The sequence below is a fragment of the Micromonospora sp. WMMD1082 genome (genome assembly GCF_029626175.1).
Lineage (GTDB): Bacteria > Actinomycetota > Actinomycetes > Mycobacteriales > Micromonosporaceae > Micromonospora.
Genome location: NZ_JARUBM010000002.1, coordinates 3,903,437 through 3,923,116 on the forward strand (window position 1 = coordinate 3,903,437; position 19,680 = coordinate 3,923,116).

Below are 19,680 nucleotides of genomic sequence, written 5' to 3' on the forward strand. Positions count from 1 at the left end.
CGTCGCAACCCGCTGTCGATCACACGTCGATGCCGCCGCGGTTGCGTGGGTCCGGTGCCGACATCCGATGGTCGGCGTGAGACCCGGAGGTGGTACCGGTGACAGCCGGAATCCTGTCCCGCCGTGGCGCGGCCCCGGACGAGGGATTCGTCCAGTTCCTTTTCGTCGAACACCGTGGCGCGCTGCTGGCGTATGCCCAGGAATTGACCCGGGATCGCATGGCTGCCGAAGACGTGGTCCAGGAGGCCTTCCTCCGGGCCTGGCGACACGAGCGGAAACTCAGCACCGGCACGGGATCGTTGCGGGGCTGGTTGCTCAAGGTCGTCCGCAACATCGTCTTCGACGCCGCGCGGGCCCGCCGGGCCCGGCCGCAGGAGGTGGCCGAGCCGCCGTTGGACCTGACGACCGCACCCGACCACGCCGACCTGGTGGTGAACACCATGGTGCTGGCGGACGCACTCGGCAGTCTCTCCGTCGAATACCGCGAGGTGCTGGAGCGAATGTACCTACACGGCTACTCGGTGGCTGAGACGGCGCGGGCGCTCGGTATTCCGTCCGGAACGGTCAAGTCGCGATCCCACTACGCCCTGCGGACCCTGCGTGACCTGCACGCTGCGGGCGAGCGACGCGAAAGGGAGGGCCTGGCCGGCCGTGGTGGCGAGAACTCGGACCCCACCGGTCAACGGTAGTTGGCCAGACAGGCGTCAATGCCCGCGGTGTAGCCGTCCCGGAACGCCGTGACCCGGGCGAACCCGGACGGCACGCTGCGACCCAGTACGTCGGCCGCCACGAGGCTGTCGACGGCGAGCATCTCGGCCACCGCTTCGTCAAGATCACCGGGCGAGAGTCGCAGTCGCCGTCCCTGCTCCGCCCTGATGCTCGCCGCCCACGCCCCGGTCAGACACGCCGTACGCTGGGCGGCGACCAGACCGTCGAGCGGCAGACCGGCGGCATGCTGCACCGCCAGCGCGTACCGCGACGCCACTGCGGCGAACGCGGCGAAATCACCGAGACCACCCTCGTCCATCGACGCACCGATCTCGGCCAGCCCGTCGAGGTCGATATGTACGCTGACGCTGGCCGGGCAGTAGGTCACCGGCGTGGTCGTGAGTCCGCCGGGACAGGCCGCCGAGTCCAACCTGAACCGACCGCCGGATGCCGGACCGAACGCCTCTCGCAGCGTGGCCGCCAGTGCCGTCAGGTTCTGCTTGTCGTCGACGCGGAGGTCAGCTCCGCCCGCGTCGACGTCGTCCGCCTGGTCGGCGCCCTGCTGGGTGATCCGTTCCCGGATTTCCGTCTCGTCGATCTCCGCGCACCGCCGTGGGCCGTCGCTGAAGCCGAGTTGGAAGGCGGTCACCCGGTCGAACGCGGTGCCGTGGGCGCCGACGTCGTCGAAGCTGGTACCCAGGTTGTCGCGGATGAAGAACAGCGTGGACAGCACCTGGTTGAGTCCCGGGCCGGTGGAGACCTGGAACCGTGGCGAGTCACCCTCGGCGACCCAGCGGAAGAACGCGCCGGTATAGCAGTCGGCCTGCTGTTCCCTGACGATGGTGCTGGCGGCCGGGGCGTCGCTGAGCCGAAACTGGACGGCGTGGCCGACCTCGTGGGCGAGGACGGTCACCACCGCCAACGGGCCGAAGAGCCGGTCGAGTATCGGCAGCAACTCGCCCCGGTCCCAGGCCACGGTGTCCTGCTCGCCTGTGCAGTAGAACGCGTTCGCAGCACCCGCCGTGTCGATGCCGCACACCTGCCCGGTGGGCCGGGTCGAGTCGTACGAGACGATCCGGTCGACGGGGTCGAACGGTCGTCCGAAGTCCAGGGGTAACCGGTCTTTCCAGTAGATCTGTAGGTCATCGAGAGCGTTGAGGGCGAGTCGGTCCAGCGGGCCGCCGTCGCTGTTCTCGGCGACGAGCCGGCTGGCCGGTCCGTCCGGCCGCGGTCCCGATGGGCCGGCGGTCACCTCGATTCCGGCGACTCGGGTCGGGCTCCATCCGTCGATCCAACTCGGCTCGACGTCCGGCACCTGCTGCGCACAGCCGGTCAGCGCACCGAGGGTGGCCAGGAGCGCGACAAGTGAGGATCGAATCCACCGTGGCATTTGTCTTGACCTCACACGTCGACGTGGTGGTGCGGGCGGCTCGGCCGGGTCGGGGTGGACCAGCCCTGGCGCACCCCGACCCGGCGCGCTCACTTCGCCGCCAGCCGCACCGACGCCACCTTGTTGTCGAAGTCGAGCTCGCGCAGGTCGTCCACGTCGCCCGGGGCGACGGCCAACTCGCCCTGGCAACCCGGCCTGGACCACATCCGAAGCTCACCGTTGGTCTGGAGCGAGGAGTGCACGCCCGCCGCTACGACATCGACACAGCCGTCGCCAGTGAGACCCTCGGCGAAGCCGCTCTCGGCCCGGTTGGGGTCGGAGAAGAAGGTGACCTGGGTGGCTACCTTCCTCCCTTGCTCCGCCTCGCCCGAGGGAGGGGTGGCGGTGGCGGGGCTGCCGTCGGGTGCGACACCGGCACGATCGCCGTCCGGCGCGACACCGAACCACTTGCCGTCGCGGCCCTGCCCGTTGGTGTCACCGGGCCGGGTGTCGCCTGAGAAGCGGTAGACCGGCCAGCCGCCAATGGTCAGCTGGTAGGAGCCGTCTGCTCGCGGTACGACGCCGAGCAGCCGGCGCGGAATGTCGGGATTGAAGACCTTCGGCTTGCCGTCCTGGCGAACCCGCACGGTGACCGGGGGCCAGACCTCCGCGCACGGGCCGTTGCAGTTCGACCGCACGTTGGCGTCGTCGTCGTCGAACCGGTACAGGGTCAACCCGGCGCCGTTGACGACGACCGGGTCGAGGGCGCCAGCGTCGGAGACGCGTACCTCGACCCACCGTTGGGAGGCTGCCAGCTTGTTCTTGGTGACCCGGCCGCCTCTGGGGAAGGCCCAGTCGCCCGTGCCGGGTTCGGATCTGTTGGCGTGTGCGGTGCTGGCCACGAGGCTGAACACCTCCTCGCCCTCGATGTCGGGCCGGTTGGTTGCCTCCGACGAGGCCGGCACTGGCTCCGCGTCGCCCCCGGCGGGACCGCAGGCGGCAGTCGGGGCAGTGAGGGCCGCGAGAGCGACGAGCAGGATGATGCGTCTGCGTGACATCAGGTTCTCTCTCTAACGTCTCGGTGGCACCGGTACTCCGGACCACGTTTCGAGATCCACACGGCGACTTCCCGCCGCCGGTTCACGGGTGATCCCGGACTCTCCGGCGGCGTGCGCCGGGCCGAGCCGACGCCTCCGGCTGCTACCCGTGCTGGCCTGCCCGTCAATCGCCTGTTGATGTGGTGTCGCTCCGGTGTCAACCGAAAGCCGGCACAGTGTGCGGCACGGTGGGTGGTGCCTGCCCTCGAACGCCGCTGAGAGGCCGGCTGCCTGGGAGACGGGCATCCACTCCACCCGGGCGCGGGCTCGGTGCCCACCAGCAGGGGTGCGGGTGGCGCAGTCCGGTCAGACTCATCGGGAGGGCGAGCAGTTGGGGGGAGACAGTGACTGGACGCATGACGGACGAGGCCGGGTACCGATTCTCAGTCCTCGGACCGGTGCGTGCCTGGCGCGGCGGCGCGGAGGTCGAGTTGGGCCCGCCGCAGCAGCAGGCGTTACTCGCCGTGCTGCTGGTCCGTGCCGGGCAGCCGGTCATGATGACCGACATCATCGACGTGATCTGGGGTGAGAACCCGCCGTCGACAGTGGTCAACGTGGTGCAGCGCTACATCAGCCGGTTACGTCGGATGCTGCCCGCCGACGCCCTTGCCCGCTGCTCCGGGGGCTACCGGCTGGACCTCGACAACAGTGAGGTGGATCTGCTGACCTTCCGCCGCCTACGAGACGGGTCCGCCGCCGTGGCACCCGACGATTCCCGCCGTGCACTGGATCTGCTGATCGAGGCGCTGGGGTTGTGGCACGGGCACGCGGCGGCGAGCGTGCACCCGGCGATTCGGGCGGCGCCGATGTTCACCGAGGTGGACGGCGAGTTCGTGGCGGCGGTGCTGCGAGCTGCGGACCTCGCGCTCACCAACGGTGAATCGGATCGGGTGCTGCCCGTACTGCGTGCCGCGGCGGCGGTGGCCCCCTTCGACGAGACGCTCCAGGCGGCGCTGCTGCGGGCCCTGGCCGCCACCGGCCGGCCGGCCGAGGCCCTGACCCACTACGACGGCGTCCGGCGTCGGCTAGCCGACGAACTCGGGGTGGATCCGGGGCCCTTACTATCCGCCACCCACCAGGAAATCCTGCGCGCCGAACCGACCGCTACCGTGACGCAGGGCGGGCGGACGCCGGCCACACCCCGCGCTGACGCAGCGGACGGGCCGGCACCGGTCCGCCCAGCGCAGGTCCCCGCCGACCTGCCGACCTTCGCCGGACGCACCGGGTCCCTCGCGCGCATCACGGACTTCCTCACCACCGATCCGTCGGCCACCGCCCGCGTAGTGGCCGTCAGCGGGATGGGCGGCATCGGCAAGACGACCCTGGCAGTGCGGTGCGCGCACCGCCTCGCCGCCGACTTCCCTGACGGGCAGCTCTACGTCAACATGCGCGCGTTCGACCCGTCCGGGATCGCGCTACGACCTCAGGACGCCATCCGGTCCTTCCTCGACGCCCTGGGCATCGCCGAGGAGAAGCTGCCGGCCGGCATCGACGCGCAGGTGGCCCTCTACCGCAGCCTGATCGCCGGCCGACGGATGGTGGTCGTCATCGACAACGTCCGTGACGCCCAGTCGGCCCGCCCGTTGCTGCCCGGTGCCCCCGGCAGCGCCGCGATCGTGACCAGCAGGGATGCGCTGACCGGCCTGGTGGTGCAGGAAGGGGCGCTGCCGGTTCCCCTGGACCTGCTCAGCGGCGCGGAGGCCGAGGCGGTGTTGGCACACCGCCTCGGCCCGGCACGGCTGGCGGCCGAACCCGAGGCCGTGCGGGAAGCGGTCAGGTTCTGCGGGGGTATACCGCTCGCGTTGGCGATCTTCGCGGCGCGGGCCGCCATCCACCCGCAGTTCACCCTGCGTCACCTCGTCGCCGAACTCGCGACGCACCGGCTGGACTCCTTCGGACAAGCCGACGCCGACCACGACCTGCGCGCCGTGTTCTCCTGGTCGTACGAACTGCTGGGGGAACCCGCCGCCCGGCTGTTCCGGCTCCTCGCCGTGCATCCCGGCCACCAGTTCGGCGTCGCCGCGGCGGCGAGCCTGCTCGGTACGGACTCGGCGCGGGGCAGGATGCTGCTCGGTGAGCTGTCGCGGGCGAACCTGCTGACCGAGTACGAGCCCGGACGGTTCCGGATCCACGACCTGGTGCGTGCCTACTCGGCCGAACTCGTCCACCTCGATGGGCTCGGGGCGCAGCGGGACGCGAGCCAACGTCTGCTGGACCACTACCTGCTCAGCAGCTTCGCCGCCCTGGCCCTGCTGGATCCGGAGCGGGTGAGCCGACCGAAGTCGCCGCGCCCGCAGCCGGTACCGGATGTCACCGCCGAATCCTTCCGGGAGCGTCGGCCGGCGTTAGCCTGGCTCACCAACGAGCGGCGGACCCTGCTCGCCATGATCGACCTGGCCGTGTCGCTCGGTGCCGACACGCACGTGTGGCCGCTCGCCTGGGCGCTGGAGTCGATGGTGCGCTCGTACGAGTACTGGTCGGACTGGGAGGCGACGCAACACCACGCACTGGCGGCGGCGCGGCGGCTGAACAACGTGACGTTGCAGGCCGGTGCGCACTACTCGCTGGGGTATCTCTACTGCGGAGTCATGCTCAACGAACCGGAGAAGGCGGAGCGGCACCTGCTTGAAGCGATCCGTCTCTTCGCCGTCGCGGGTGACCCGCTCACCCAGGCGCACGCTCACCTCGCCCTGGCGAGGCACTGGCACGGTCAAAGTACCGAACGGGCGCAGCACGAAAGGGCGTTGGCGCTGTACCAGGGTGTGGAGTCCGACCGGCCGGGAACCGTACCACCCGACTACCTCGCCTACGTCTACGAGCGACTCGGCCGGTATGACGCGGCGCTGGACTACGCGTTGCGGGCGGTGCGGCACCTCGACCAGGCGGGGAACTACCGGGAGGCGACCGCCTGGCACACCCTGGCGAATATCCGGATCGGTCGGGGCGAACTGGACGAAGCGCTCGCCGCCAACGACCGCGCCGTGCACCTCTACCGAACGATGGGCGACGAGTACGCTGCGGCCCTGCTACTGGAGTTGTTCGGCGATCGGTTGGCCGAGGCGGGGCAGGTTCGCGAGGCCCACGCATCCCTCGGCCGGGCGTTGCAGATCTTCGAGCGGCTGCGCAACCCACGTACTGACACGGTGCGCGAGACGCTACGCCGCCTGGCGGGGGAGCCAGCGGTGAAGGTCAGCGCCTGACCAACCGGCGCATCCGGTTGGCACCTGCCCGGTGAGTGGTCGACCGGGCCCGGTTGACGGCCCAGGGCGTGGCGGGGCCGATCGCCACCTCACCGGTCAGGATCCGCTGATGCAGATCCCGCAGGGCGGCGCTGGGCTCGATGCCGAGGTGCTCGACGAGATCACGCCGGGCCGTCTGGTAGTGCGCCAGCGCATCGGCTTGGCGCCCGCTGCGGTACAGGGCCGTCATGAACAACTCGTGCACACGCTCCCAGAGCGGATGCTCGGTCACCAGCATCGACAACTCGGGTAGTACGTCGTGGTGCCGGCCGATGTCGATCTGAGCGTGAATCAGGTCGATTTCGGCATTGAGGACCAACTGCTGCAGGCGTACGCGTTGACCATGGGCGTACGGACCGGACACACCGGCCAGAGGCGACCCGTTGGGCAGCGCCAGCGCCGCACGCAGCCGGGTGGCCGCCGCAGCAGAGTCGCCTCGACGCGTTGCGGCGGCGGCCGACGCCGTGTACCGGTGGAACCGGATCACGTCGACCGAGTCTGGCGGCACCTGCAGTGCGTAGCCGCCGCCCATCGAGCGGATCCGTACACCCGTGGGGGAGTCCGGGGTAGGCTCCAGCACCCGCCGCAGGCGCGACACGTAGGTGCGGATGGTGGTGACGGCCGCGCGGGGCGCCTCATCGCCCCACACGGCTCTGATCAACTCGTCCACGGTTGCTACGGCACCCTGGTGCAGCAGCAGGACGGCCAGCGTGCTCCGCTGCTGAGGTGAGCCGAGGTCGACCTCCCCGTCGGGCCCCCACGCCCGGACGGGGCCCAGCAGCGCGAAGCTGAACTCGATCGGTCCACCCGCTCCGGACCGCCGGTAAGAGTCGAGCACTGCCGTCGGGGTGCCAGTCCGGCCATCTGACATCGTCTGTTCCTCATCGTTGTATCTCCAGTTCATTGCGACCGTAGGTGGCGGCGCTGGTAGGGATGCTGACCAAAAGCTGAACGCGCCCACCCCGGGCGTTCAACGGCTTTGGTCCGTGACCGCACGGCGGCTATGGCGGATTGACAGTGGCCATACGTGCCGACGGCGGTTGACCGCGACCGGGTCAACCGCCGCCTGACACCCGTCGACCTAGCGCGGCGCGTTGGGATCGATGACCAGTCTCGTGCCGGATTCGGTGAGTGCCCGGTCGAGGAGCTGGAAGGTCATCGTGGCGGCCAGCGGGTTGCTTCGGTCTCCACTGGCCGCGCTGACGACGCCGATCGCGGTCACCTGGTCTCGATCGCCGAGGATGAAGACCGGGCCGCCGCTGTCGCCGGGTTGGGCGAGCAGGGACACCCTGGTGACTCCCCTCAGGGGGACGGAACGGCCTTCACCGGCGGCGATGTTGAGGTCGACATCATTCGCGATGACGCGGCCGCAGGTGACCTGTGTCGTGCGGCCGTTCTTGCAGACGATCGTTCCGGTCAGGAACGCGGTCTGGCGGGCCAGTCCTGCGGTGGACAGCGAGACGACCAGATCGCGATCTGGTTGCCCTTCTTCGCCGATCGGCTTCACCCCTCGGACCGACACCGAGGGCGACAACCGTCGCGCAGCATCGTCATCCACCGAGATAAGAGCCCAGTCAGAGCCGGTGGGGCCATCGAAGCTGAACCGCTCGGGCCGACCGATCTCGCCTTCTGCGTGTCGCCAGGAGACGTCCGGGCCGTTGGCCACGCAGTGCCCCGCCGTCATCACGTAGTTCCTGGCAGCGCCGGGCCTCGCGTCCCTGACCCACCAGCCGACCGAGCACAGCGTACCGCTGTCGGAGGTGATCTGGTCGCCGCTGGCGGTGGCGAGGGCGGTGTCGCGGCCCTGTTGGTAGCGGATGTCGACCGCGTCGGCGAACTCGCGCTGTAGCGCGGTGGCGACTGAGGTGGGAAGATCCGCTTCCTGGCTGGTGACCACGACGACGTTCTTGGTGACGTCGATGGACGTGCCGACCCAGGTGACGGCGTGTTGTTTCAGGAGGCGCTCTACCTGCGTTCGCACGTTACGCAGGTCCTGTGCTGATCGGGTGACCAGTCGTGGTTCGGCGTTGCGGGCCCGGATCTCGGCGGCCCGGCGTTCGTTGGTGACGGCCACCACCAGGTTGCCGGTGTCCCGGTCGAGCCAGGTGCCGGCGCTCCAGTCGACTTTCAGGGACGGGGCGATCGTCGTGTGCAGTTCGGTCATCTCGGCCTGCCGGGCCAGCCGCTCACGGGCCTGTTCCTCGGTGCCGTCAATGGACTTCGCCACTGCTGCCAAGATCTGCTCGGGCAACCCGCCGGCCGTCGGGGTGGGGGCAGTCGAGGAGCCGCCACCCGGCGACTCCTGGCTGGTCGTCGCGGCGCAGCCAGCGGTCGTGATGGCCAGGGCGAGCAGCCCGGCCACACTCGCCACGGCGTACCTCGCCGGACGGAACATCCTGGGTTCGGGCATCTTTCCTCGATCGTGCTGTAGGAACGGGACAACTCCCACACGTCCCCACCCACCAGCAGGTTCACGGCACACCAGTCCCGCCCAGGAAGTACGGCGGCCAGCGGCGGATTTCCGGTGCACGCCTGGATGACGGCTTGTGGCCAGACGGCCGGTACTTCGCACCTGCTCGGGTTTGAGATCCAGATCACGTGCTGTCAGTTGCGCGAACCTCACCGACGCCCGGTACGTGGATCCGGTGTCCGTGTAGGGGCAGGAACAGCAGGTAGAGGGGAGCGGGTGTGTCCAACCAGTGGATGGGTAGCTTGGGCAGGATTCTTACCGGGAGAGGAACGCGCACGGCGGCGGGGGCAGTGCTGGTCACCGATGGACTGATCGGCATTGACCTACCCGGCGGACGGAAGCGCGCGGGAATCTTCGGGTCCCTCGTGCTGATCGTCATCGGCGTCGTATTCGTTTGGTTCGGTCTGTGGTGGAATAGCCAGCAGCAGCCCTTTCCGGACGGCGTATCGACGACCGCCACGGTTACCGAATTCACGACCTCTCGCGGGAGCGAGGGGCAGACGATGTACCGACGTACCCTGACGTTCACTACCGAGGCTGGGGAGCGGATCGAGATAGCCGAGTCGCAGCAGAGCAGCAAGCGGCCAGTGATCGGTTCTGTCGCAACGGTTTCCTACCTGCCACAGGATCCCGGATCGGCACGCGTCGTCCCGGATAACCCCTGGCTGCCGTACAGTTTCATCGCCGCGGGCGCGTTGGCCGGAGTTTTCGGTGTGGTAATTTTCTGCGTGCGCCTGACCAGCCTTATCACCGGCATATACTTGCTCACTACCGCGAAACGGCAAGCTCGTTGATTCCTGCGGTTGCCCCTCTGGCGTCGTCGCTTGCCGACGGCGCCGCAGTTTCGCATTGCGACACTTTATGGGTCGCAACATCCACGGCGTCGAAAGGATAGTCAACGTCCCCTCAAGGGCGAGTGTTGCGCAGATTTGATCCAGAAAGGGCGCGGTGGCATTGCTGCCCGCACAGCACAACAGCGTCGCACCATATGCCGCCGGGGCCGTAAGCAACTCCAGCAGAGGAAGAAGCAGAACGATGAATGCCAAGGAAATCGTGCTGAGTGCCGCCGAAGAATTGTTCGGCAACAAGGATGTCTCGGCCGTCGATCGTTGGACATCGCCCGATTACATCCAGCACAGCGCTTACGCCTCCGGTGGGCTCGATGGGGTACGGCAGATGCTGCAATACCTTCCCCCAGGCTTCCGCTACGATCTGCATCGGGTGATCGCCGACGGCAACCACGTCGCACTGCACGGCACGTTCCACGGTTTCGGTCCGATGCCGTTGATTGCGTTCAACGTCTATCGTGTGGAGGACGGGCGGCTCGCGGAGCACTGGGAGAACCTCACCCCTGTCGTGGACGAGACGGTTTCCGGCACTTCGCAAACGGCTGGTGTCGCACAGGTCGACGACCTTCACGCGACCGACGACAACCGTAGGCTCATCACTCACTTGATGGAGGCCGTCCTCAAGGGTCGCCCGACCGGTGCAGTAGCCGAGTTCTTCGACACGGAGCACTACATCGAACACGGCCCCGGCTCCGGAACGGCTCTTGGTGTGTTCGGCGGTGACGAGGGCGTCAGGCGTCATGACACCCTGCACAAAGTTATCGCCGAAGGAAACTTTGTCCTGACTCTGTCGGAGGGACGCTCTGGCGCTACACCGACCGCGTACTATGACCTGTTCCGGGTCGAAGATGGCAAGATTGTCGAACACTGGGATGTGGTCTCGGAGATCAAGTCCGATCTGCCGCACAGCAACGGCCTGTTCTGAAGCGACCAGCGAATGGCCGAGATCTAGGCGGCCGAGTAGCCGGAGGGTGAGACCCCTGCGGCTACTCGGCGGACTAGAGGCAGCGCGAGGTCGACGCCGACATCTTCGACGCAATCGAGACTCAAGTCAGTAGGCCGGACATGGGCTTCCAGTCCCAACAGGGGTGACCGCGCCGCCCGACAATGCCGAGCGTCGGCATGTCTGGCGTTGGCCTGCCACTGCGCGCGGCGTTCATCGAGGCACCGCCATTTCACCACGTTGATCTACGTACTCGGGGTGGGAGAGCGACACCGAGGTGGTTTGCCTGTTTGCGGAGGCAGCCGCTGGTGGCCGGGTGGCGCACGAAATCCGCAAGATCGTCAAGCTGTCCCGTCTAGCCGCAACGGAGACCGGCCGTGTCCGGCCGGTCGAGGAGGGCCGCGTAGGGCGCGTTGTCGTTGGCGAGATCCTCGCTGCAATGGGGACCGGCCGTGATCGGCCGGTGAAGGGTCGTGCGGCAGCACCTCAAAGTCGGGGTTGATCTCGGAGCCGCAACGGAGACCGGCTGCCGTAAGCCGGTGAAGGCGGGCGCGGGGCGTCGTCGAGCCAGCCCCGGGTACCTCCTGCCGCGACGGATGCCGGCTGCCGTCACTCCGGCCACCATCGCCGCGAACAGACGCTGGAGTGTTAACGCAGTCGTCGCAGTTACGCCGAGCCCGCCAACTCACCACCGGTAAACCCGGCGCCGTCCAGATCACCGCCAGCGCCCTTAGCTTAGCGACGTACAACCCGGCTCGGTCGCGGGCGCGTGGTCTACGCGAATCGCGCCCATGCTCCGTTCGCCGGCTGTGAAACTCGGGTGGTGAGCGACAGGGGCTGGCGAGGGCGGCTGGGACCGGCCGTTGGGATCGCGCCGGGCGCCCGGGTCGACAAGTTCGAGATCTTTTTCGACCTGGTCCTAGTTTTTTCCTTCTTCAACATCGCCCGGGCCACCGCCGGCAACATCACCGGCCGGCAACTGTTGCACGCCCTGCTCGTACTCGCCGTGCTCTGGTGGTGCTGGGTGGTACACACCGTGATCGCGACCCGTGTCCGAGTCGGCGAAGGCTTCGTACCGGTACTGATGGTCGCCAGCATGGCCGCGCTGTTCTGCTTCGCCCTCGCCCTACCCCAGGCATTCCACAATCCGCACGGCGGCAACGCTGGACCCATCGTGGTCGCGGTCAGCTACGTCCTCATTCGCGCCGTACACCTGACCCTCTTCTTGCACCTGGTCCGCAACGACCCAGTCGAACGCCGACAACTACTCCGCTACGCCCCCGAACTCACCCTCAGCACCATCCTGCTCCTCGCCGCAGCCCTCCTACCCGGCCTCATCACCGACCCAACCCTGGCCACGCTGGTCCGTGACGGACTGTGGATCACCGTCATCCTGGTCCAATATGCCACCGGGCTGCTCGCCAACACCTGGGGCTGGCAGGTGACCTCCGCCGAACACTGGACCGAACGGTACGACCTCATCCTGATCATCGCTCTCGGCGAGTCGGTGATCTCCGTCGGACTGGGCAGCAATCTCATCGGCCAGCCGCCCACCTGGCCCGGGGTGACCGCGGCGGTGCTCGGGATCGTCTTCACCGCCACTCTCTGGTGGGCGCACTACGACCTGATCGGTCCGGCCGCCCGGATCGCCCTGCACTCCACCCTGGGCCGCGCCCGGGTGCTGATGGCCCGCGACGCCTACGCGTACCTCTACCTGCCGATGATCGCCGGGATCATCACGTTCGCCCTCGGCGCGGAGGGCATCGTGCACGACATCGCCGCGCCCGGGGTGCCGATCTCCGAGCCGGCACATGGCCCGGACGTGCCGCTGCTGTTCGGCGGGGTGGCCCTGTATCTGGCCGGGAACATGCTCTTCCAGCTGCGTACCCTGCGCACGGTCTCCTGGCTGCGGGTCGGCACCCTGGGCCTGCTCGCCGCCGGCGTCCCGGTCGCCATGCCCCTGCCCGGGCTGGCCGCCCTCGGCCTGCTCACCGCGATCTGCGTCGGCCTGATCACCGCCGAGGTGATGCTGATGTCCGAGTCCCGGCACGCGCTGCGCGCGGCGGTCTTCGAAGAGCGCACCGTCCACGAGGCCAACGAGGCCGCCTTCCGCAGCCGCTGGCACGACAACCCATCCGACACCAACCCCTGACATGCTTGCCTGCCGGCCCCGATAGATGTTTGTTGGCAGCTACACTCGCCACCCGCCCTCGCCCAAACTCGACAACACCGGCGTCCGGAGGTCGCTCAGCAGGAACGTCACCGAACACAGGGACGGCAGCACCGTTCGCGCCGGGCGAGGCTCCGGAAGCCCGCCCATCCTGAGCGTGCTCCCGAAAACGGCTGAGCCGGGTCAACCGTTGGCTGCCATACCATGATCGTGGGAAAGGCCAGCAGGGTGATGGTCTGCCCGGGAGCCTGCCGCAGCCGCCCGGGCTCGAACTCGTCGAGCACCGAATGGTCGAACCGTTTGACCCCGTACCGCTTTCGGCGCACCGTGTGGAACTGCCACTGCTCGCGGAACTTTGGACTGTGCTGGCACAGGCCGTTCCGGCGCGCGAGGCGGTGCTGATTAGGACGTGTTGGCTGCGGCCTCGGGTGGTGGGTCGGGATCGTGGTCGGAGGGGCGTGGGCCTTCCGGGCCGTTGGGGGAGAAGCGCAGCAGGGTTTCGACGCGGGTGATGCGGAACCGTCGGCCGAGGGCGGTGATCTCGTCGATGCGGTTGCGGTCGAGGTGGTCGGCGGCCTGCTGATAGGCGGCGTTCTGGTCGGGGGTGAGTGGGCGGTGGCGGGGCTCGATGTGGCGGAAGGTGAAGGCGAGTTCGTCGCGTGCCTCTTGTGGAGTGGCGACGGCGTGGCTGATGGGCTGCCATGCCCCGTCGACGTGTTCGGCGGCGGCGTGTCGGGCGGGGAGCACTGCGGCGTGGGGGTGGGAGCGCACGGCGGCGACGCTGTCGGCGTACACGTCGGGCGGTACGAGGGCGCGTGGGTAGTGCGCGGTGAGTAGGTCGACTTTCAGCATCGCGGTGCCGACGCCGGTGGCGGCTGCCGGGTCGGCGATGACCTCTTCGTCGCAGAAGCTGTCGTGATCGGTGAAGTCGCGGGGGTCGGGGTCGGTGGGACGCGGCGGTTCGGGTCCGTCGGGGCCAAAGCGGGCGAACGTGTCCGCGCGTATGACGCGGTGGATCTGTCCCGCGACGACGACCTCGTCGATCTTCTCCCGGTCGAGGAGCTGTGCGACGGCGGTGACTTCGGCGGCCAGGGCCGGGTCGGTGGTGTCGGGCAGCCGTTCCCGTAGTCGGTGGGCGAGGGTGTTGCGGGCGTCTTGCGGGGTGTGGTCGAGCAGGGCGTGCACCTGCCACCGTCCGTCGCCGAGGTCGACCGCGTGTCCGAACAGCGGCGCGCCGATCCGGACGACCGGGTACGCGTGCGTGCGGGAGACGGCGTCGTGATCGGTGATCGCACCGACCGGGTCGGTGGGCCGCTCGACGCGTACGACCGCTGGCGACCGGGCGTGCTCTTCGTGACTCATGGACGTCATTGTGTAACGCAGCGGATGGTGCTGTCCTGCCGGCACGCGGCGGCCGAGCCACGACACGGCGGTGGTCACATGCACCACCTGCGAGGTCTGAGGTCATCGCCGCCCGTTGCGCGGTGGTGCCAACGGATAGGTAGCTTCGACGATCAACATACCCGTCGGCACTGCACAGTTCTGTGACGTGCCCCGGCAGGGCGCCAAACTGCGCGCCGTCCCCAGCCATCTGTGGTTGCGCTGACACAAGAACCGCCCCCCGTTTACCCCCCGAAAACCCCCGCAGACTGCTGACCGGTGCTGACAAATGATGATCACTTTGCTTCGGCGTTTGTGCAGGTCAACGCCAACTCCTGACGGTTGATGTCAAGTCAACAAGTGCGGTGGTCGAGGAGCGTAGGTCGACGGTTCGATTCCGTCAGGCGGCTCAGGGAGAGGCCCTGACCAGGAGAGATGCTGGTCAGGGCCTCCGGCGTGGGACGCTAGGTAGCCCGTTCGATCATGGTGTCCCAGCCATCCATAGCTGCGCCGACGATGGCGTGAGCGTGTTCGCGGGTGCAGCCGTCGTGGGCCTGAATGGACAGCCCGTGCAGCACCGTCTGCACGTACGAGGCGGCCACGGCGGCATCCAGATTCCCGGGTAGATCGCCGTCGGCGATGCCGCGTTCGATGCGTGCCTGGATCTTCGCACGGTCGCGTCGCCGGCGCTCGTTGAGCTTGCGGCCGATGTCGTCGTGGCCGGAGCCGAGGTTGATGGCCGAGAGCACGATCATGCATCCGGGTGGTGTTGCCGGGTCGGTGTAGGCATCGGCGTTGTTGCGCAGGATGGCCTCGACCACCTCGCGGGTCTGGTGGCGGGTGAGTGCCTGGTCGGTCGGCGTGCTGCCCGGTGCGTCGTACAGCTCGATGGCCTCGTCGAACAGTCTCTCCTTGGAACCGAAGGCGGCGTACAGGCTCGTGGGGGTGATCCCGAGGGTCTCGGTGAGCATCGAGACCGAGACCCCTTCGTATCCGCGCCGCCAGAACAGCTCCATCGCCGTGTGTAGCGCCGTGTGCCGGTCAAAGGTCCGTGGGCGACCTCGCGGTGCCATCGGACGTACCTCCTCGCCTGCGGTCGCTGGGCGGCCTTGCCCGTTGAAGAGTGGTCACTACATAATAGAATAAGTAGTGGTCGCTACATATAAGCGACTGGCGCCACGGACATGGAGGCGACGATGGGCCCGTTGACCGACAAGACCGCCCTGGTACCGGAGGGAGCCGGGGGATCGGTGCGGCCATAGCGTCACGACTGGCCGCCGACGGGGCCCGTGTCGCGCTGACCTACCACTCCTCGCCGGACAGGGCGAACGGCGTCGTCGAGCAGATCACCGCGTACGGCGGCACCGCTATCGCCGTGCCGGCAGCCATGCAGGACCCGCAGCAGGTGACCGCCGCCGTGGGTGCGACCGTGGAGGCGTTCGGCAAGCTGGACATCCTGGTGAACAACGCCGGGATCTTTCCCTACGGTGTCATCGATGAGTTGACCCTGGCCGACTACGAGCACACCATGGCCGTCCACGTCCGGGCGGTGTTCGTCGCCGTCCAAGCCGCAGTGCCGCACCTCGGCGAGGGCGGGCGGATCATCAGCATCGGCAGCAGTCCGGCTGAACGTGTACCCGGACCTGGGATCAGCCTGTATGCGATGAGCAAGTCCGCTCTGGTCGGCTTCACCAAGGGCCTGGCCCGCGACCTCGGCCCGCGCGGGATCACCGCCGTGGTGGTCCATCCCGGTTCCACCGACACCGAGATGAACCCCGCCGACTCACCCGACGCCGCAGCCGAGCGGGCGCTTACCGCACTGGGGCGCTATGGCACGACCGGTGACATCGCCGCCACCGTCGCCCACCTCGCCGGACCCGGCGGCGCCTACCTCACCGGCACCACGATCACCGTTGACGGCGGGGCCACCGCATGACCGCCGCCGGGAGCCGACGAACCATGCCCCGGGTCGCGATGTCGGCCTGGTGCCTGGTCCTGTTCGCTGCGGGACTGGAGATCATCTGGGTGCTCGCACTGAATGCGGCCGACGGCTTGGCCCGACCGGGCTGGGCAGTCGCCGGGATCGCCATCGCGATCGCCAGCCTGGTCATGCTCACCCGCGCGCTGCGGACCCTGCCGCTGAGCAGTGCCTACACCGTGTGGGTCGGCACCGGGGCGGTCGGCGTCGCCCTCGCCGGGGTGTTCGTCCTGGGCGAGCCGCTCACACCGCTGCGCGCCGCCTGCCTGGCCCTGATCGTCGCCGGCGTCATCGGACTCACACTGACCGACACGCCGTCGAACCCGGCTGAGCGCGAGCCCGGCGACCGGAAGCATCACGGGACAGGTGAGCGCTGATGGCCTGGGTCTTCCTCGTCGTCGCCGGGCTGCTGGAGATCGCCTGGTCGTCAGCTCTGAAGAAGGCGGACGGGCTACGCCGAACCGGCTGGAGCATCGCCGGGATCGCGCTGGCGATCCTCAGCCTCGCCCTGCTCTCCCTCGCGCTCGGCGACCTCCCGGTCGGGACCGCCTACGCGGTCTGGGTCGGCATCGGCGCCGTCGGCGTTGCCCTCACCGGCATCGTCGCCTTCGGCGACAGGGCCACCCCAACACGCCTTGCCGGCCTGGCCGCCATCGTCACCGGCATCGTCGGACTCAAGCTCCTCGGTGGCTGACCTGATTGTCATGGCAGGGATGCGCCGTCGCGTTGCCTACAGCCAGTCGTGTTCGCGGGCGTAGCGCGCCGCCTCGTGGCGGGTGCGGGTCTGCGTCTTCTGCATCGCGTTGGAGAGGTAGTTGCGTACGGTGCCCGGTGCGAGGTGGAGTCGGGTGGCGATGTCGGCGACCGAGTAGCCCTGACTGGTGACGCGGAGCACGTCGAGCTCGCGCTCGGTGAGCGGGCAGTCGTCGACGACGGCGAGTGCGGAGACGTCCGGGTCGATCCAGCGCTTGCCCTGGTGCAGGGTGGTGATGACCGAGGCGATGTGTGCCGGTTCGGCCGACTTGCTGACGAAGCCCTGGACGCCGAGTTTCAGGGCCTTACGCAGCACACCGGGCCGGGCATGGCGGGTCAGCATGAGGATCACCTGCTCGGGCCGGGCGCGGCGGATCTGCGTGATCGCGGCGAGCCCGTCCACGCCCGGCATCTCCAGGTCGATGACCAGCACGTCGGGCCGGATCCGCAGGGTCGCCTCGACGGCGCTCTCGCCGCCGTCCGCCTCGGCGAGGACGGTGATGTCGCCCTCCAGTGGAAGCAGCGCGGCCAGAGCCTTGCGGAGCAGGGCCTCGTCGTCGGCGAGCACCACGGTCGTCATCGGGACTCCTCTCCCGGCTGGGGCACGGTCGTCACGGGTCGCGCGAAGGTCGCGGCCGTCAGGAACTCCCCGCCCCGTTGCTCGGCCGTCAGGCTGCCGCCACCGTCCGACATCCGCTGCCGGAGGGCGGAAAGCCCTCTCAGCTCGGGGGCCTCGTCGCCCGATACGCCGTCGTTGACGATCGAGATGCCGGACTCGGCGAGGGTGATCCGCACCTGGGTGGCCTGCGCGTGCCGCAGGATGTTGGTGGTGGTCTCGCGCAGCACCTGGCCGAGCAGCTCGCTGGCCCGGGGATCCACCTCGGCCTCCCGGGTCACCCGTACGCGGATGCCGGCGGCCTCGAACAGGTTCTTCGCGTTCTCGAGTTCGGCGGAGAGGTTGAGCCGCCGTTGGGCGTACGCGAGTTCTTTGGTCTGGGTGATGGTGTCGCCGACCAGGGTGTGGATCTCCCGCAGTTCCTCGTCGGCCCGCGCGGCGTCGGTGTGGACCAGTCTTCGGGCCAGGGCGGCCTTCAGCTTGACCACGTGCAGGGTGTGGCCCTGGATGTCGTGCAGGTCGCTGGCGAAGCGGACGCGTTCCCGGATGACGGCCAGCTCGGACTCGCGTTCCCGGAACTGCTCAAGCTCGCGGATGATGTCGTAGAACCGTTCGCCGGCGAACGTCAGGACGCTCACCACCACGGTGATGCCGGTCGGGGTGAGGAGATAGTCGATCAAAGTGGCGCGTACGTCAGCCCGGTCCACCAGGAGCCGGGTCGCGCCGACCACGGCGATGTAGGAGAAGAGCCCGGCGGCCGCCAGGCTCCGATGCCGCCGCAGCCGGGCGAGGGCGGACGAACCCACCACGCAGATGCCCCAGTACGCGTTGGGACTGGCCGTCAGCAGCACCCCGAGCGGCCACACCGCTCCCGCGACGATCAGGCAGGGCAGGAGGAACCGGTCCAGATCGCCGGCCGTCCATCGTTCGAAGGCCACCACGGCCGCCCCGACACCCGGTACCAGGACGAGGACGTGCCACCAGGTGTGCGCGTCGACGTACACGAGAAGGGCCGCGGCGATCACGATCGGTGGAAGTGACGTCATGAGGTTGAGCCGGCGCAGTTGTCCCTGCGTCGCCTGGGTCATGCGCAGCGGTCGGGCGGTCACCACTCTCAGTATTCTGCTGGTCCGGCCGGCGGACAGTGACACTACGTCACACGTTGCGGTGACATGGCGGCACTGACGGGTGGGCGCGGCCGCTGCTGTCATTGGGGCATGTCCACTACACCAGTCATCGAAGTCGACCGCCTGAACCTCAGGTACGGCGAGTTCCACGCCGTGAAGGACCTCTCCTTCGAGGTGCGGCGCGGAGAGCTGTACGCGTTGCTCGGCACGAACGGGGCGGGGAAGACCTCGACCCTGGAGACCGTCGAGGGGCACCGGACGCCGACCTCCGGCTTCGTGCGTGTCTTCGGCCGCAGCCCGCAGGACCGGCGCGTGGTACGTCCCCGGATGGGCGTTATGCTCCAGGAGAGCGGATTCTCCCCGGACCTCACCGTTCGCGAGTCGGTCCGCCTGATCGGCAACCTCACCCGACGGGCGGACGACGTCGACCGGGTGCTCGACATCGTCGACCTCACCAGCCGGGCCGGTAGGAGGGTGTCCCAGCTCTCCGGCGGGGAGAAGCGGCGGCTGGACTTCGCCACCGCCGTCTACGGAACGCCGGAGCTGATCTTCCTGGACGAGCCGACCACCGGCCTGGACATCCAGTCCCGGGACGATCTCTGGGCGACGGTGGACCGGCTCCGTGAGAACGGCGCCACCATCGTGCTCACCACCCACTACCTGGAGGAGGCGCAGCAGCGCGCCGACCGCATCGGGCTCATGCACCAGGGCACCCTCCACCGGGAGGGCACCGTCTCCGAGTTGACCCGCACCCTGCCGGCCGTCATCCGTTTCTCGCTACCGCCGGCGGCGCCGGCACTGCCGCTGCCGGCCGTCGTCGACAACGGGCAGGCCGTGGTCGAGACCTTCGGCCTGCAGAAGGACCTGCACCTGCTGCTTGGGTGGGCGCAGGACCACGCCGTCGAGCTGCCGGACCTGCAGGCCGGGCCGACCCGACTCGACGACGTCTTCCGCGCCGTCGGCCGCTGATCGCCATCGGTAG

Annotated in this window: 16 protein-coding genes and 1 pseudogene; 9 read left to right on the forward strand and 8 right to left on the reverse strand. The window is 68.7% G+C overall.

The genetic code is table 11. The annotated features are described in order from the left end of the window. Window positions 1–98: 98 nt before the first annotated feature. Window positions 99–689, forward strand: coding sequence for a sigma-70 family RNA polymerase sigma factor (locus tag O7615_RS17900; protein ID WP_278178829.1), 591 nt, complete (start codon window positions 99–101; stop codon window positions 687–689). Here the strand turns inward: O7615_RS17900 and O7615_RS17905 are convergent. Both O7615_RS17905 and O7615_RS17910 read right to left on the reverse strand, forming a co-directional pair. Next, complete coding sequence (locus tag O7615_RS17905; RefSeq protein WP_278178831.1) at window positions 680–2,098, reverse strand: hypothetical protein; 1,419 nt, start codon at window positions 2,096–2,098, stop codon at window positions 680–682. The two genes, O7615_RS17900 and O7615_RS17905, sit on opposite strands and share 10 nt — an antisense overlap. Before the next feature lie 89 nt (window positions 2,099–2,187). Further along, entirely contained in the window at window positions 2,188–3,135 is a 948-nt protein-coding gene (locus tag O7615_RS17910) for a hypothetical protein (protein WP_278178832.1), read from the reverse strand. Between the two features lie 395 nt (window positions 3,136–3,530). On the opposite strand from O7615_RS17910, the gene O7615_RS17915 reads away from it, so the two are divergent. Next, on the forward strand, window positions 3,531–6,374 hold the full coding sequence (locus O7615_RS17915) for a BTAD domain-containing putative transcriptional regulator (protein WP_278178833.1): 2,844 nt from the start codon (window positions 3,531–3,533) through the stop codon (window positions 6,372–6,374). Here the strand turns inward: O7615_RS17915 and O7615_RS17920 are convergent. Both O7615_RS17920 and O7615_RS17925 read right to left on the reverse strand, forming a co-directional pair. After that, complete coding sequence (locus O7615_RS17920; protein WP_278178834.1) at window positions 6,364–7,284, reverse strand: AfsR/SARP family transcriptional regulator; 921 nt, start codon at window positions 7,282–7,284, stop codon at window positions 6,364–6,366. The two genes, O7615_RS17915 and O7615_RS17920, sit on opposite strands and share 11 nt — an antisense overlap. Window positions 7,285–7,494: 210 nt before the next feature. Beyond that, window positions 7,495–8,823, reverse strand: a complete 1,329-nt coding sequence (locus O7615_RS17925) for a S1 family peptidase (protein WP_278178835.1) — start codon at window positions 8,821–8,823, stop codon at window positions 7,495–7,497. Window positions 8,824–9,101: 278 nt separating this feature from the next. Between O7615_RS17925 and O7615_RS17930 the strand changes: the two genes are divergently transcribed. The 3 genes from O7615_RS17930 (at window position 9,102) to O7615_RS17940 (ending at window position 12,826) form a co-directional block, all read left to right on the forward strand. Continuing rightward, entirely contained in the window at window positions 9,102–9,677 is a 576-nt protein-coding gene (locus tag O7615_RS17930) for a DUF3592 domain-containing protein (protein ID WP_278178836.1), read from the forward strand. Window positions 9,678–9,918: 241 nt separating this feature from the next. Continuing rightward, window positions 9,919–10,656 (forward strand): nuclear transport factor 2 family protein, encoded by a 738-nt coding sequence (locus O7615_RS17935; RefSeq protein ID WP_278178837.1) that lies wholly within the window; start codon window positions 9,919–9,921, stop codon window positions 10,654–10,656. Between the two features lie 841 nt (window positions 10,657–11,497). Next, entirely contained in the window at window positions 11,498–12,826 is a 1,329-nt protein-coding gene (locus tag O7615_RS17940) for a low temperature requirement protein A (protein ID WP_278178838.1), read from the forward strand. A 420-nt stretch (window positions 12,827–13,246) separates the two neighbouring features. Here O7615_RS17940 and O7615_RS17945 read toward each other — a convergent pair whose 3' ends face one another. Together O7615_RS17945 and O7615_RS17950 are read right to left on the reverse strand one after the other, a co-directional pair. Further along, window positions 13,247–14,206 (reverse strand): DUF5954 family protein, encoded by a 960-nt coding sequence (locus tag O7615_RS17945; protein WP_278178839.1) that lies wholly within the window; start codon window positions 14,204–14,206, stop codon window positions 13,247–13,249. Window positions 14,207–14,688: 482 nt separating this feature from the next. Continuing rightward, entirely contained in the window at window positions 14,689–15,297 is a 609-nt protein-coding gene (locus O7615_RS17950) for a TetR/AcrR family transcriptional regulator (RefSeq protein ID WP_278178840.1), read from the reverse strand. Window positions 15,298–15,452: 155 nt separating this feature from the next. Between O7615_RS17950 and O7615_RS17955 the strand changes: the two are divergent. The 3 genes and pseudogenes from O7615_RS17955 to O7615_RS17965 all read left to right on the forward strand — a co-directional run. Then, window positions 15,453–16,160: pseudogene (locus O7615_RS17955) on the forward strand (SDR family oxidoreductase); the annotation flags it as partial. A gap of 23 nt (window positions 16,161–16,183) precedes the next feature. Next, entirely contained in the window at window positions 16,184–16,579 is a 396-nt protein-coding gene (locus tag O7615_RS17960) for an SMR family transporter (protein ID WP_278178841.1), read from the forward strand. After that, complete coding sequence (locus O7615_RS17965) at window positions 16,579–16,896, forward strand: multidrug efflux SMR transporter (protein WP_278178842.1); 318 nt, start codon at window positions 16,579–16,581, stop codon at window positions 16,894–16,896. Before O7615_RS17960 ends, O7615_RS17965 begins: the two co-directional genes overlap by 1 nt. Window positions 16,897–16,932: 36 nt before the next feature. On the opposite strand, the gene O7615_RS17970 is transcribed toward O7615_RS17965, so the two are convergent. Beyond that, entirely contained in the window at window positions 16,933–17,535 is a 603-nt protein-coding gene (locus tag O7615_RS17970; RefSeq protein WP_278178843.1) for a response regulator transcription factor, read from the reverse strand. Beyond that, window positions 17,532–18,680: a histidine kinase gene (locus O7615_RS17975; RefSeq protein WP_278178845.1), complete on the reverse strand. Its 1,149-nt coding sequence runs from the start codon at window positions 18,678–18,680 to the stop codon at window positions 17,532–17,534. The genes O7615_RS17970 and O7615_RS17975 overlap by 4 nt, the downstream gene beginning before the upstream one ends. A gap of 108 nt (window positions 18,681–18,788) precedes the next feature. Here O7615_RS17975 and O7615_RS17980 point away from each other — a divergent pair, with 108 nt between their 5' ends. Beyond that, window positions 18,789–19,667 (forward strand): ABC transporter ATP-binding protein, encoded by an 879-nt coding sequence (locus tag O7615_RS17980; RefSeq protein ID WP_278178846.1) that lies wholly within the window; start codon window positions 18,789–18,791, stop codon window positions 19,665–19,667. Window positions 19,668–19,680: the final 13 nt, after the last annotated feature.

What these genes read in the sequence shown, in the direction of transcription:
- O7615_RS17905 (WP_278178831.1), bottom strand. Translation starts at nt 2,098, where the DNA reads ATGCCACGGTGGATTCGATCCTCACTTGTCGCGCTCCTGGCCACCCTC.
- O7615_RS17910 (WP_278178832.1), bottom strand. Translation starts at nt 3,135, where the DNA reads ATGTCACGCAGACGCATCATCCTGCTCGTCGCTCTCGCGGCCCTCACT.
- O7615_RS17915 (WP_278178833.1), top strand. Translation starts at nt 3,531, where the DNA reads ATGACGGACGAGGCCGGGTACCGATTCTCAGTCCTCGGACCGGTGCGT.
- O7615_RS17920 (WP_278178834.1), bottom strand. Translation starts at nt 7,284, where the DNA reads ATGTCAGATGGCCGGACTGGCACCCCGACGGCAGTGCTCGACTCTTAC.
- O7615_RS17925 (WP_278178835.1), bottom strand. Translation starts at nt 8,823, where the DNA reads ATGCCCGAACCCAGGATGTTCCGTCCGGCGAGGTACGCCGTGGCGAGT.
- O7615_RS17935 (WP_278178837.1), top strand. Translation starts at nt 9,919, where the DNA reads ATGAATGCCAAGGAAATCGTGCTGAGTGCCGCCGAAGAATTGTTCGGC.
- O7615_RS17945 (WP_278178839.1), bottom strand. Translation starts at nt 14,206, where the DNA reads ATGAGTCACGAAGAGCACGCCCGGTCGCCAGCGGTCGTACGCGTCGAG.
- O7615_RS17950 (WP_278178840.1), bottom strand. Translation starts at nt 15,297, where the DNA reads ATGGCACCGCGAGGTCGCCCACGGACCTTTGACCGGCACACGGCGCTA.
- O7615_RS17960 (WP_278178841.1), top strand. Translation starts at nt 16,184, where the DNA reads ATGCCCCGGGTCGCGATGTCGGCCTGGTGCCTGGTCCTGTTCGCTGCG.
- O7615_RS17965 (WP_278178842.1), top strand. Translation starts at nt 16,579, where the DNA reads ATGGCCTGGGTCTTCCTCGTCGTCGCCGGGCTGCTGGAGATCGCCTGG.
- O7615_RS17970 (WP_278178843.1), bottom strand. Translation starts at nt 17,535, where the DNA reads ATGACGACCGTGGTGCTCGCCGACGACGAGGCCCTGCTCCGCAAGGCT.
- O7615_RS17980 (WP_278178846.1), top strand. Translation starts at nt 18,789, where the DNA reads ATGTCCACTACACCAGTCATCGAAGTCGACCGCCTGAACCTCAGGTAC.